The 13,013-nt window shown below is 71.0% G+C and carries 12 protein-coding genes; 5 read left to right on the plus strand and 7 right to left on the minus strand.

Features of this window, described 5'->3' with window-relative positions; genetic code table 11:
- The first annotated feature begins 42 nt into the window (after window positions 1–42).
- On the plus strand, window positions 43–2,631 hold the full coding sequence (gene valS, locus ACTIE9_RS04650; RefSeq protein ID WP_439564397.1) for a valine--tRNA ligase: 2,589 nt from the start codon (window positions 43–45) through the stop codon (window positions 2,629–2,631).
- 218 nt (window positions 2,632–2,849) lie between these two features.
- The gene (locus ACTIE9_RS04655; protein WP_439564398.1) at window positions 2,850–3,326 is read left to right on the plus strand and encodes a GNAT family N-acetyltransferase; all 477 of its coding nucleotides are present in this window, start codon (window positions 2,850–2,852) and stop codon (window positions 3,324–3,326) included.
- On the opposite strand, the gene ACTIE9_RS04660 is transcribed toward ACTIE9_RS04655, so the two are convergent.
- Window positions 3,293–3,949: an NAD(P)H-dependent oxidoreductase gene (locus tag ACTIE9_RS04660; RefSeq protein ID WP_439564399.1), complete on the minus strand. Its 657-nt coding sequence runs from the start codon at window positions 3,947–3,949 to the stop codon at window positions 3,293–3,295. The genes ACTIE9_RS04655 and ACTIE9_RS04660 overlap by 34 nt on opposite strands.
- A gap of 89 nt (window positions 3,950–4,038) precedes the next feature.
- Here ACTIE9_RS04660 and ACTIE9_RS04665 point away from each other — a divergent pair, with 89 nt between their 5' ends.
- Window positions 4,039–4,470, plus strand: a complete 432-nt coding sequence (locus tag ACTIE9_RS04665) for a MarR family winged helix-turn-helix transcriptional regulator (RefSeq protein ID WP_439564400.1) — start codon at window positions 4,039–4,041, stop codon at window positions 4,468–4,470.
- Between the two features lie 56 nt (window positions 4,471–4,526).
- Window positions 4,527–4,763: a hypothetical protein gene (locus ACTIE9_RS04670; protein ID WP_439564401.1), complete on the plus strand. Its 237-nt coding sequence runs from the start codon at window positions 4,527–4,529 to the stop codon at window positions 4,761–4,763.
- A 134-nt stretch (window positions 4,764–4,897) separates the two neighbouring features.
- On the opposite strand, the gene ACTIE9_RS04675 is transcribed toward ACTIE9_RS04670, so the two are convergent.
- Both ACTIE9_RS04675 and ACTIE9_RS04680 read right to left on the minus strand, forming a co-directional pair.
- A complete protein-coding gene (locus tag ACTIE9_RS04675; protein WP_439564402.1) occupies window positions 4,898–5,107 on the minus strand; it encodes a hypothetical protein in 210 nt (69 codons plus the stop codon).
- Between the two features lie 2 nt (window positions 5,108–5,109).
- Window positions 5,110–5,748, minus strand: a complete 639-nt coding sequence (locus ACTIE9_RS04680) for a helix-turn-helix domain-containing protein (protein WP_439564403.1) — start codon at window positions 5,746–5,748, stop codon at window positions 5,110–5,112.
- Between the two features lie 99 nt (window positions 5,749–5,847).
- On the opposite strand from ACTIE9_RS04680, the gene ACTIE9_RS04685 reads away from it, so the two are divergent.
- Window positions 5,848–7,878 carry a M3 family metallopeptidase gene (locus tag ACTIE9_RS04685; RefSeq protein ID WP_439564404.1) on the plus strand — a complete coding sequence of 677 codons (2,031 nt, stop codon included), beginning with the start codon at window positions 5,848–5,850 and terminating at the stop codon, window positions 7,876–7,878.
- A 10-nt stretch (window positions 7,879–7,888) separates the two neighbouring features.
- Here the strand turns inward: ACTIE9_RS04685 and ACTIE9_RS04690 are convergent, their stop codons facing one another.
- From ACTIE9_RS04690 to ACTIE9_RS04705, 4 genes are all read right to left on the minus strand, one after another.
- On the minus strand, window positions 7,889–9,211 hold the full coding sequence (locus tag ACTIE9_RS04690; protein WP_439564405.1) for a GNAT family N-acetyltransferase: 1,323 nt from the start codon (window positions 9,209–9,211) through the stop codon (window positions 7,889–7,891).
- Window positions 9,212–9,250: 39 nt separating this feature from the next.
- A complete protein-coding gene (locus ACTIE9_RS04695) occupies window positions 9,251–10,048 on the minus strand; it encodes a hypothetical protein (RefSeq protein ID WP_439564406.1) in 798 nt (265 codons plus the stop codon).
- The gene (locus tag ACTIE9_RS04700) at window positions 10,045–11,226 is read right to left on the minus strand and encodes a benzoate/H(+) symporter BenE family transporter (protein WP_439564407.1); all 1,182 of its coding nucleotides are present in this window, start codon (window positions 11,224–11,226) and stop codon (window positions 10,045–10,047) included. Before ACTIE9_RS04700 ends, ACTIE9_RS04695 begins: the two co-directional genes overlap by 4 nt.
- A 115-nt stretch (window positions 11,227–11,341) precedes the next feature.
- Window positions 11,342–13,013: glycoside hydrolase family 31 protein (locus tag ACTIE9_RS04705; RefSeq protein WP_439564408.1), on the minus strand; the 1,672-nt coding region annotated here is incomplete at its 5' end.

Below are 13,013 nucleotides of genomic sequence, written 5' to 3' on the forward strand. Positions count from 1 at the left end.
TTCCTTTGACACGGTGCCGCACATAGCGAAGCGAGACCTGCGATGAGCCACGCCAGCCTGCCCGACAAGCCCGCCCTCGAAGGCCTCGAGAGCAAGTGGCGCGAGGTGTGGGAAGAGCAGGGCACCTATCGCTTCGACCGTCAGGCGGCCGTGGATGCTGGCCCCGACTCGGTCTACGCCATCGACACTCCCCCGCCGACCGCCTCGGGTTCGCTGCACATCGGTCACGTCTTCAGCTACACGCACATGGACCTCGCCGCGCGGTTCCAGCGCATGCGCGGCAAGAACCTCTTCTACCCGATGGGGTGGGACGACAACGGTCTGCCGACCGAGCGCCGCGTGCAGAACTACTACGGCGTGCGCTGCGACCCGACGCTGCCGTACGACCCCGACTTCACGCCGCCGCTCGAGGGCGGCGACAACGCCAGCTCGAAGTCGGCCGACCAGGTGCCGGTCAGCCGCCGCAACTTCATCGAGCTGTGCGAGCGGCTGACGGTGGAGGACGAGAAGCAGTTCGAAGACCTGTGGCGCACCCTGGGCCTCAGCGTCGACTGGGGCCAGACCTACCGCACCATCGGCGATGAGGCGCAGCGCGTGGCCCAGCGGGCCTTCCTGCGCAACCTCGCGCGCGGCGAGGCGTACCGCGCCGATGCGCCCACGCTGTGGGACGTCACTTTCCGCACCGCGGTGGCCCAGGCCGAGCTGGAAGACAAGGAGATGCCCGGGGCGTTCCACCGCGTGTCGTTCCACCGGCCCGACGGCGGCACGATCGAGATCGAGACGACCCGACCCGAACTGATCCCGGCGTGTGTGGCGCTCGTCGCGCATCCTGACGACCCTCGCTACCAGCCGCTCTTCGGCACCACCGTGCGCACGCCCCTGCTCGGCGTCGAGGTGCCCGTTGTGGCACACCATCTCGCGCAGCAAGACAAGGGGTCGGGAATCGCCATGGTCTGCACCTTCGGCGACGTGACCGACGTCGTGTGGTGGCGCGAGCTCGACCTGCCGCTGCGGCCCATGCTCGGAAAAGACGGCCGCGTGCTCGCCGAGGCCCCCGACGGGATCGAGGGCGAGGGCCTCGCGGTGTATGCCGAGCTCGCGGGCAAGACCGTCTTCAGCGCCAAGGCACGCATCGTCGAGCTGCTGCGCGAGTCGGGCGACCTCATCGGCGAGCCGCGCCCGATCACCCACCCCGTGAAGTTCTTCGAGAAGGGCGACAAGCCGCTCGAGATCGTGACGACGCGGCAGTGGTACATCGCCAACGGCGCGCGCGACGAAGACCTCAACGCACGCTTGCTCGAGCGCGGGCGCGAGATCGCGTTCCACCCCGACTTCATGCGCGTGCGCTACGAGAACTGGGTCGGCGGGCTCTCGGGTGACTGGCTCATCTCACGCCAGCGCTTCTTCGGCGTGCCGATTCCCGTCTGGTACCGGCTCGACGAGACCGGCGAGCCGACCGGCGAGCCGATCGTGCCGTCGGAGGACTTGCTGCCCGTCGACCCCGCGTCGATGCCCGCCCCCGGATTCGACGAAGCGCAGCGCGGGCAACCGAACGGCTTCATCGGCGAGGTCGACATCATGGACACCTGGGCGACCTCATCGCTGACCCCGCAGATCGCGGGCAAGTGGGAGGACGACCCCGAGCTCTTCGGCCTCGTGTTCCCGTACGACCTGCGCAGCCAGGGGCAAGACATCATCCGCACGTGGCTCTTCTCGACCGTGCTGCGTGCCGAGCTCGAGCACGGCTCCCTGCCGTGGAAGCACGCGGGCATCTCGGGCTTCATCGTCGACCCCGACCGCAAGAAGATGTCGAAGTCGAAGGGCAACGTCGTCACCCCCGCGGCGATGCTCGACGAGCACGGCAGCGACGCCGTGCGGTACTGGGCGGCCTCGTCGCGCCTCGGCACCGATGCGGCCTTCGACCCGCAGAACCCGAAGCAGATGAAGATCGGGCGGCGCCTGGCCATCAAGGTGCTCAACGCGGCCAAGTTCGTCTACTCGTTCGAGGCCCCCGCGGGCGCCGTGACGGGCCCGGATGCGGTGACCGAGCCCCTCGACATCGACATGCTCGCGACTCTCGGCGAGGTGGTCGCGACCGCGACCCGCGCCTACGAGGAGTACGACCACGCACGTGCGCTGGAGGCCGCCGAGCAGTTCTTCTGGACCTTCACCGACGACTACCTCGAACTCGTGAAGGAGCGCGCCTACGGCTCGCAGGGCGAGGCCGGCCAGGCGAGCGCCGTCACGGCCCTGCAGCTCGCGATCGACGTCTTCCTGCGCCTCTTCGCCCCGGTCATCCCGTTCGCGACCGAGGAGGTCTGGAGCTGGACGCACGAGGGATCCGTGCACCGCGCGCCCTGGCCGACCGTCGACGAACTGGGCGTGGATGCCCAGCACGGCGGCCTGCTGCCCCTCGTGTCGGAGGCGCTCATCGGCATCCGCCGCGCGAAGACCGACGCGAAGGCCTCGCAGAAGACGCCCGTCTCGACCGCGGTCATCGCCGGCCCCTCTCTGCTCGAGCTCGCGGCCGCCGACCTCGCGGCCGTCGGGCGTATCGCGTCGCTGACGTTCGAGCCCGCCGACGAGGTCTCGGTCGTCTCGATCGAGCTGGCCGAGCTACCGGAGGCCTGAGCCGCGGCACTCGGGCAGTGGTCGCGGCACGCGCGAGCATCCGGCAGAGGCCCGCGTTGCGACCGTGGTCGCCGCTGGTGCTGCACAAATGAAGGAGACGGCGATCACGCGCCCGGCGTGTCTCTGAGACACGCCCAGGGCAAACGCTGCGACTCCTTCATTCGTGCACGAGCTGGGGGTCGGAGGCGCGGCGATCGAGCGTGCGGCAGACTGGCGGCATGAACGACACGACAGCGTGGGACACGACGGTGCGGCCGATCGAGGCGCATGACGCCGCGCGCTGGCGCGAACTCTTCACCGCGTACGGGGTCTTCTACGAGACCACGTTCGATGAGAGCGTTCTCGACGGCGTGTGGGCATGGCTCATGGATGCGGAGCACCCGCTGTTCTGCCTCGTGGCCGAGAGCGCTGGCCGGGTCGTGGGGTTCGCCCACGTGCGCGAGCAGCCCGACACCTTCACCGCCGGCCCGGGATGGTTTCTCGACGACCTCTACACCGAGCCCGAGGTGCGCGGCACGGGCGCGGGCACGGCCCTGCTGGAGGCGATCGCCGAGCACGCCCGCGCGCACGGCGGCGGCACGATCCGCTGGATCACGGCGGCCGACAACGAGCGCGCGCAGCGGGTCTACGATCGGCTCGCCACCCGGACGACCTGGGTGACCTACGAGCTCGAGACGAGCGCCGAGCGCGACTGAGCACCGACGGGGCGCAGGGTGGCGAAGCGGCGACGCACGCGCTCGAGGGCGCGCTCCCGCGCCTCTGCGCCGCGCTGCGTCGAGCGGTCGATGGCAATCCACCGCACGCGGGGGATGCCGATGAGCCGGAACGTGCCGCGGTCGAGGATGCGGCGCGCCGGCGCGCCGAACCATGCCGAGTAGAGCCACGATGGCGTCGTCATCGCCACGAGCGCGGTGACCCCCTGCAACCGGTCGAGGCGGCGGTGTAGCCGCCCGCCCGGAACGGGCTCGTCGAACGCGAATCCGGGGGTGAGCACTCGGTCGAGGAAGCCTTTCGTGCGGGCCGGCATCGACATCCACCACAGGGGGAAGGCGAGCACGAGGTGGTCGGCACGCGCGAGCCGCTGCTGCAGCGCCACGACGTCGGCTCGGGGCTCGGCGCGCAGTCGCCAGGCGACGAGATCGTCGGCGGTCATCGATGGATCGAGGTCGGCGAGGTCGATCGTCTCGTGCGTGTGCCCGGCTCGGGCCAGCCCCTCGCGCGCGGCATCGAGCATGGCGACGACGAGGCTGCGGCGATGGGGCACGTCAGCCCCCGCGTCGACGCCGTAGGGATGATCGAGAACGAGGAGGACGTGCATGCTGCTCCCGGGAGGTCGGTGGGTGGTGGCGTCATATAGTTGCACAAACAACTGTTGTTCGTCCAACTGATGCCTGCCACGATGGAGGCGTGCGCTCCGCTGACGATCACGGCTCCGCGGCCGTCGAGCTGTGGCTCGCGGCACGTGCGATGAGCTCACGCATCGAGAGCCGCCTCGACACGCAGCTGCGCACAGAGTCGGGCATCTCCGCCTCGACCTATGCCGTGCTGTGCGCACTGCGACGCCCCGATGACGCGCTCAGCCAGCAGGCCGTCGCCGACGGCCTCGGGCTCGACAAGAGCAGCGTGAGCCGACGGATCAAAGAGGCCGCGGCTCTCGGGCTCGTCTCGGTCGAGCCGTCGTCGAGCTCGCGCCGCGAGAACGCGGTCTCGATCACGGCCGCCGGTATCGCCGCGATCGACCGCGGCGACCTCCTGCTGGCCGAGCTCGCACGTGGCGTCAACGCGGCCGAGGCGCGAGAACTCGCCGCTGCCCTGCATCGTCTGTTCATCGACCCCTGATCGCGCTCCTCGAGCGACCACAACCCCCTCCACCCCTCCCGATCGAAGGAGCACCCATGCAGCTCGGAACCCGCTGGACCGTGGGCGGCGAACCGCCCGCCCGCCTGAGCCCCGAGGTGCGCGCGGCGATCCGCGCCGTCGAGGGCGAGCTGCTCGGTCGCGACACGACGCTCTGGCGCTGGACGCTCACGTGGCTCGAGAACCGCCCGGTCGTCGAGCTCGACGATGGCACGGTCATCCGGGTCTCGCACGACGGCACGGTCGTGACGGAAGACGGCGACACCCCGCGCTGAGCGACGGGAGGTGCGGGGCGTAACTCCCGCCCGATGCGGATGCTCGGATCATCCGGTGGTGCATCGGTGCTGCGCGTCGCTGAACGCGGGGTGTCGGTCGGGCAGGCTGCGGTGGACCGCAGCCGGGTCAGGGGCTACTGGGCGATGCCGTAGCGGCTGAGGCTGTCGCGCTGCTGCGCGGCGGCCTGCTGCGCCGCGAGGCGCAGGGCCTGCTGCTCGTGCGTCGGAGCAACCGGGCGACGGTGCGCCCAGCGCACGAGCGCGACGCCGGCGCTGAGGGCGAGCCGGCGCAGCGTCGACTCGCGGGGAGTCGCGTCGCACACGGTGAGCGAGATCGTGGTCATGATCAGCTCTCTTCCTGGGGGGTGATGGTGGCGGGGGTGGTGGCGTGAATCTCGACGCCGTCGAGAACAGGGAAGTCGAAGTACTGCAGTTGCACCGGCCGTGAGCCGGGGGTGCGCTGGCCGCGGTGCTCGCGGGCGAAGTCGACGATGAGCTCGACGATGCGGTGGTTCAGCTCGTCGAGCTGTTCGGCGGTGACGTGCACACTCGCGGACTGAATGGCCAGCGCTTCGCGCCACGCCGGGCTGAGCATCTCGTGCCCGCGCTCGATGATGTCGCGCAGGCCCGACTCGCGGTGATGCAGCCACTCGCGCATGATGACGCGCGACGCCGCTCGGCCCGCCTCGGTCTCGTCGAGCTCGGCGCTGCCGAGATGGATGGGGCCGGGAACACGCTCCCACCACCGCTCGCGGCCGGTGCCGCGCCCTTCGACCTCGCGCACGTAGCCGTGCTTCTCGAGTTGACGCAGGTGGTAGCTGGTGGCACCGCTCGACTCGCCGAGCCGGTCGGCGAGCCCGCTCGCCGTGTCTTCACCGTAGGTCGACAACGCCTCGATCAGTTGCACCCGCAGCGGGTGCGCGAGCGCCTTGAGGCCGTCGAGGTCGGCGGTGCGCCCTTCGGTGTCGCTGCTGTCGTGTCCCATGTCCATGACGATAGCAATGCAAAGACTTCTTTGCAAGAGTTTCTTTGCAAGCATTTGTTTGCATAGAGATCTTTGCACATACGGCCCTACAGTGGAGGCATGTCGAACCCGTTCCTCGCCCCGAGCACCCTTCCCTACCAGCTGCCGCCCTTCGCCGAGATCAGCGACGAGCACTACGCCCCCGCGATCGAGCAGGGCATGGCCGAGCAGCTCGCCGAGATTCAGAGCATCACCCGGCGGCGCGACATGCCGACGTTCGACAACACGATGGTGCCGCTCGAGTCGAGCGGGCAGCTGCTGACGCGCGTGCTGCGGGTGTTCTTCAACAAGGCCTCGGCCGACTCGAACGACGCCACGAACGCACTCGAGGCCGAACTCGCCCCCACGCTCGCCGCCCACACCGACGCCATCACGCTCGACTCGGCGCTCTACTGGCGCATCGCCCAGCTGCACGAACGGCGCGACGAGCTCGACCTCAGCGACGAGCAGCGCTACCTCATCGAACGGCACTACACGACCATGACGCTCGCCGGCGCCGGCCTCGACGACGCGCAAAAGGCGCGCCTGAGCGAGCTCAACGCTCGGCTCTCGACCCTCGAGACGGCGTTCGAGAAGAACCTGCTCGCCGACACCAACGACCTCGCGGTCGTTATCGACGACCCCGCCGAGCTCGACGGGCTCACCCCCGGCGAGATCAGCGCTGCCGCGCAAGCCGCCGCCGACCGCGGCCTCGACGGCAGATTCCTCATCACCCTCGTGCTGCCGACCGGCCACCCCTGGCTCGAGAGCCTCACCGACCGCGGCGTGCGAGAGCGCATCATGGCGGCCTCGCGCGCCCGCGGCAGCCGTGGCGGCGAGCACGACAACCGCGAGGTGCTGCTCGAGATCGTGCGGCTGCGCGCCGAGCGCGCCGAACTGCTCGGGTTCGACAACCACGCCGCCTTCGTCACCGCCGACCAGACCGCGCAGAACCCCGAGCGCGTCGCGGCGATGCTCGAGCGTCTCGCCCCTGCCGCCGCTCGCAACGCCGCAGCCGAGCAGTCGAAGCTCGAGGCGCTCGCGGGTCACCCCATCGAAGCGCACGACTGGGCGCACTACAACGAGAAGGTGCGCAAGGCCGACTACGACGTCGACACGAGCGAGCTTCGGCCCTACTTCGAGGCCGAGCGCGTGCTGCAGAAGGGCGTCTTCGCCGCCGCCTCGAAGGTGTACGGCATCACGTTCGACGAGCGCACCGACCTCGTGGGCTACCACCCGGAGGTGCGGGTGTTCGAGGTGCGCAACGAGGATGGATCCGAGCTCGGGCTCTACCTGCTCGACCTCTACACCCGCGACAGCAAGCGCGGCGGCGCGTGGATGAACGAGCTCATCGGGCAGAACGCGCTGCTCGGGCATCCCACGATCGTCGTCAACAATCTCAACGTGCCCAAGCCCGCCGCGGGCGAGCCGACGCTGTTGACCTATGACGAGGTCAACACGTTCTTCCACGAGTTCGGGCACGCGCTGCACGGGCTCTTCGCGCACGTCACCTACCCGCGCTTCACGGGCACGAACGTGTACCGCGACTTCGTCGAGTTCCCCAGCCAGGTCAACGAGATGTGGATGCTCTGGCCCGAGATCGTGAACGACTACGCCGTGCACTTCCGCACCGGCGAGCCCATCCCGGCCGAGACGCTCGACAAGATCCGCGCCAGCCAGACCTGGGGCGAGGGCTTCGCGACGAGCGAGTACCTCGCCGCGGCGCTGCTCGATCAGGCCTGGCACACGCTCAGCGCCGCCGAGGCCGCGGCCGTGACGGATGTCGCCGCGTTCGAAGCCGCCGCTCTCGCGCGCGTCGGCCTCGACAACCCCGCCGTGCCCACCCGCTACAGCTCGACCTACTTCGCCCACACCTTCTCGGGCGGCTACGACGCCGGCTACTACAGCTACATCTGGAGCGAAGTGCTCGACGCCGACACCGTGCAGTGGTTCGAGCAGAACGGCGGGCTCACGCGCGCCAACGGCGACCGGTTCCGCACATACGTGCTCGGGCTCGGCGGTGCGGGTGACCCGCTCGAGGCCTACCGCGCCTTCCGCGGGCGCGACGCCGTCATCGAGCCGTTGCTGCAGCGGCGCGGCCTGACCGCGTAGGGCTGGCCGGTCAGAACCAGGTACTGAGGTGTGGCGCGCGCGCCGGCCTCAATACCGCAGCGAGTCGGTCCGCCGAGCCGGGCGCCCCCTCGGCGAGGCTCCCGGCGACGCGCAGCGCCTCGACCGGGGTGCCGCCGAGCAGCAGCGCGCCGAGCGCTTCGACGCCCAGGTCGATGACGGCCGCGCCGTCGGACTCGCCCGCGTGGGCCGTGACCGTGGCCTCGCCGTCGGGTGTCGTCGTGAGCATCCAGTCGCCCTCGGCGAAGGCCATCGGGTCGGCGACCCGCAGCAGCACGCTGTCAGCGGCGGCATAGCGGCGAGCGCTCAGAGCCGCGGGCACGTCGAGCACGCGCAGCCACAGGTGCTCGCGCCGAGCGACCGTCTGCACGGCGCGCGGGTTCGACACCATCCACGGCAGGGGCTCGTCGACGGGCCGTAGCGCGGCCTGCACCGTGGAGACCAGATCCTGATCGAGCACGTAGCGCCAGAGCGCGACGAGCGCATCATCGGTCGCGGCGCACAGGTGCTCGACCGTCAGGGTGTGAGCGCTGAAGTCGTCCGGGTACTCAGCGACCGAGTAGAGCACGAAGCCCTGCGGCGCACCGCTCGCGTCGTCGTAACGCGCGGCGCGCAGGTGCGGGGCGCGCGACGCCGTGCGGGCGGCGAGCGCGAACGCGCGATCCCAGTGCAGCGCATCGCTCGGCACCTCTCCCCCGACGCGCTCGTGCGCTCGGGCCGCGATCGCGGGAGCGAGCGGGCGCAACGCGGGGGCGTCGACGCGGTGCACGCGCCCCGAGGGCATCGGGGCCGTGACCCGCAGGCCCTTCGTGGCGATGCGGTAGTCGGCGCAGTACGCGGCCGGCCCGAAGCCCCAGCGGCCGTAGATGGTCGCCTCCGAGACGGTGAGCATGGCCAGCGGGATGCCCGCCGCGTGCGCCGCGCGCAGCTCGCCCTCGAGCAGCGCGCGCGCGACACCGCGACGACGGTGGGTCGCGGCGACGTGCACCAGGCTGATCGCCCAGGCCTCGACGCTGCGCGCATCGCCCAGGCTCAGGGGCGAGCGCCACGAGGCGACCGTCGCGACCGGCGTCAGCGCATCGGCACCGGTCTCATCCCAGACCCCGATCGACCGGGCGTCGTCGAAGCCTGCGCGGTAGTCCGCGAGCTCGTCGGGGGTGAACGCCGCGAAGTGCAGCCCGCGGTAGGCCGCCTGCAACCAGCGGTCATGCGCCGCGGCGTCAGTGGTGTCGAGCAGCGCGTAGCGCAGTCCCTCCGCGGAGAGCGCCGCCCGCGAGTTCTCGTCGAGCGGCAGGGCGTTGTCGGCGTCGGTCATGTGCCCAGGCTAGCGAGGGCCGCAGACGCGCGGGAGCGACTACTCCAGCCCGCGGCGCAGCGCCGCGAGAGCGGCCGTGGTCGTGTCCACCCCATCGGCCGCGGCGCGCTGCTCGACGGCCCGGGAGAGCTCGGCTGGCAGCGTGAGCGCGAGGTGCTCGGCGCCGGCGGGGGCAGCGATGCGGGCATCCGCCCCATCGACAACCGCGACGGCGGGGGCGTCGCGCAGGAAGATCGCGAGCACCGGCACGACCACCGTGCCGAGCACGTCGAGGATGCCGACGACGCCGAACAGCCGCCAGTACCACTCCTCGTTTCCGAGGCCGGGGATCTCGCCCTCGCTGAGGATCGGCAGGATGATCATGATCGCCACGGTCGCGATCATGACGAGCGTGATCATGAGCCCGTAGCGGATGACCGGCCGGCGCCGCCCCGCGAGCAGCAGTAGCAGGTTCGCGTGCGCGAAGCTCACCGCGATGATGCCCGCGGTCGCGAAGGCCTTGAACCACTCGTCGAACCCGGGGGAATCCCAGTCGCGCCAGATGAGCACGAGCCCCGCGATCAGGGTGACGGTGCTCGCGGCGAGCCCGACGAAGCCGACGATGCGCATGGCCCGGTCGGCGATCGCGAGGTGGCAGAGGGCCGTGATGCTCGTGGCGCCGAGCAGCAGGGTCGTGAGCACGATGCGGCCCTGGGTCTCGCCGAAGTCGCCGCTCAGCAGCGCGATGATGCCGACGATCGCGGCGAGCGAGAACGACACGATGATGCCGTAAATCGCTCCCTTCCGGGCGGCGCCGACCGCGGCGTCGCGACGCGTCTCTGCGGGGGTGGCGGTCATGGCGTCTCCTCTGTCGGGGTGGGCTCGACAGTACTCCTGCGATGCGTCACGAGCATGACGAGCCCGCCGACGAGCAGCCCCCAGAAGGCGCTGCCGATGCCGAGCACGACGACTCCCGAGGCCACGACGATGAGCGTCACGGCCGCCGTGAGGCGCGTCTCGGGTGCCTCGAAGGCGCTCACGAGCCCCGAGGCGAAGGCGCCGAGCAGGGCGAGCCCCGCGACGGCGATGATGAGGATGGGCGGGGCCGCGGCCACGAGGGCCGTCGCGACCCCGGCACCGAGGCCCAGCAGAACGTAGGTGACGCCGCCCGCGACGGGCGCCACCCAGCGGCGCGCCGAGTCGGGGTGCGAGTCGGGGCCGGCCATGAGGGCGGCGGTGATGGCCGCGAGGTTGAGGGCGTAGCCCCCGAAGGGTGCCGCGAGCGCCGTCGCCGCGCCACTCGTCGCGAGCACCGTGCGCGCGGGCACGTCGCGATAACCGAGGGTCGTCAGCACGGCGAATCCGGGCACGTTCTGCCCGGCCATCGTCACGATGTAGAGCGGCAGCCCGAGCGAGATCACGACGAGCGGATCGAGCACCGGCAGGGTGATCGTGAGCCCGGGCGCGAGGGTGGCCCCGGTCATCCACTTGCTGCCGGCGCTCACGATGACGCCGATGATCGCGACGAGCATCGCCGCGGGCACCGCCCACCGCGGCAGCCAGCGCACGAGCAGCAGCCACACGATGATGACGGGCGCGGCGAGCAGGGGTTCCTGCATGACCGCGGTCACCGGCGCGATGCAGATCGGGAACAGGATGCCCGCGAGCATCGCCCCCGCGAGCGGCATCGGGATGCGCGTCATCGCCCGACCGAGCCACGGCCACAGCCCGCTCACGAGGATCAGCAGCCCGCACACGATGAAGGCCCCGATCGCCGCGCCGTACGAGCCCGTCGTGCCCTCGGCCGCGACAAGCAGCGCCGCGCCCGGCGTCGACCACGCGAAGCTCAGCGGCAACCGGAACCGCCACGACAGCAGCCCCGCGAGCACCGCCTGCCCGATGCACAGCGCGAGCAGGCCGCTCGCCGCCTCGGCCGGACTCGCCCCCACCGCGAGCAACCCGGCGATGACGAGGGCGAACGAGCTCGCGAAGCCCGTGAGCGCGCCGATGACCCCGGCGATGATCGGCTGCAGCACGGCCTCAGCCTACGGCTGCGCGCGGTTCGCTCATTCGGGTGCGCGACCGTGGAACTCGGCGTGTCGAGGTCGACACGCCGAGTCTCAGACGGCCGCGCCCGAACGAGCGAACCACTCAGGCGTCGAAGACCTCGCGCAGCGCCGGCCAGACGGCCGCGCGCACGTAGACCGGCGCCTCGTCCCACGGCACCGCGGTGGTGTGCGTGCCGCCGCCCGAGACCTGCTCGCCGCTGAACGCGTGCACCCACTCCCCCGCGGGCAGCGTCGCGGTGTGCGAGTCCGCCCCCTCGGTGGTCACCGGGGAGACGAGGATGCTGCGGCCGAGCATCCACTGAAGGGGGTGACCCCACAGCCGCTCGTCGTCGGGCCAGTCGAAGAACAGCGGCCGCATCAGCGACGTACCGCGCTCGATCGCCCACGCCGTCTCCGTCGAGAGGTACGGAACGAGCCGCTCGCGCAGGTGCACGATGCGGCGCACGCCCGGCAGCACGCGCTCGTCGCCCGTGCGCTCCGCGATGTTCCACGGCGTGCGGTCGCGGCTCGGCGAACGGTGGTGGTTGAACTCGGAGTGGTACTGCATGATCGGCACGAACGCGGCGGCGGCCATCGAGCGCAGGTAGAGCTCAGGCGTCGGGATCTCGCCGCTGAACCCTGCGATGTCCCAGCCCCAGTAGAGCATCCCGCTCGCTGTCGCACTGAGACCCGCGTAGAGCGACCAGCGGAAGGCCTCCCACGTCGAGTTCTCGTCGCCCGCCCAGATCGCACCGTGCGCCTGCGCACCCGTGAAGCCGGCCCGCGAGAACGTCACGGGCGCCTTGCCGGCTCGCTTCAGCAGGTCGCCGTAGGCCTTCGCATAGGCGACCGGGAAGGTGTTGTTGGCCTCGTCGCCGCGACGACCATCGAGGTAGTGCAGCTCGCGGCCCCAGGCGTGCTCGCCGCCGTCGGTCTTGAAGCCGTCGATGCCGAGCTCGTCGACCAGGTAGCGGCGCTTCTCCGTCCACCAGTGCGCCGCGCGCTTGTCGGTGAGATCGGGCATGAGCCCGAGCGGGAACCACCAGCCGCGGTTACGGTACGGCCGCAAGCGGCCATCGGGGCCGGGCTCGCGGATCAGCACACCCTCGCGCACCGCCGCGTCGGCGTCGTGCCGGGTCTGGCCGCGCGGATGCGGACGCATCTTGATGAGCGGGATCTGCCACAGCAGCAGCGCGATGTTGCGGGAGTGCAGCTCGTCGACCATGCCCTTCGGGTCGGGCCAGGCCCCCTCAGCCGGGAAGGTGAAGTCGGCCAGGCGCATGGGGCCGCCATCCGCGCGCGGCGTGTACTGCGCGTCGCGCCAGATGTGGAAAGTGCTCTCATCGCTCCACGCCTCGATGACGACGCTGCCGACCGGGATGTCGTGATCGCGGTGCGCGTCGACCTGACGCATGACCTCGGCCTGGGTGTTCCACTCGTTCCCGCTCGCCCACAGTCGCAGCACCCAGTCGGGCAGCTGCTCGGGTCGGCCGACCTCGCCGAGGAAGGCGTCGAGCACCTGGTGCGGGGTGCCGGTGTGGGCCGCGACCTCCAGCGAGACCGACGCCGCGTCGCTCGCAGCGTCGACCTCGCTCTCGATCACCAGGCGATCGGGCGCCGACTCGCCGATGTCGAACCACACGCGGCGGCTCGTGCGCACGTGGAAGCCCCAGCCGCGCCCGCCGACGACGTGCGCGAAAGGCATGGGTAGATAGGTCTTGCGCTCGGCGCCCTGCGACTTGTACTGCTCGAAGACGACCGAATCGAGGGATGCC

This window comes from Microcella sp., from assembly GCF_051860105.1.
Taxonomy (GTDB): domain Bacteria; phylum Actinomycetota; class Actinomycetes; order Actinomycetales; family Microbacteriaceae; genus Microcella.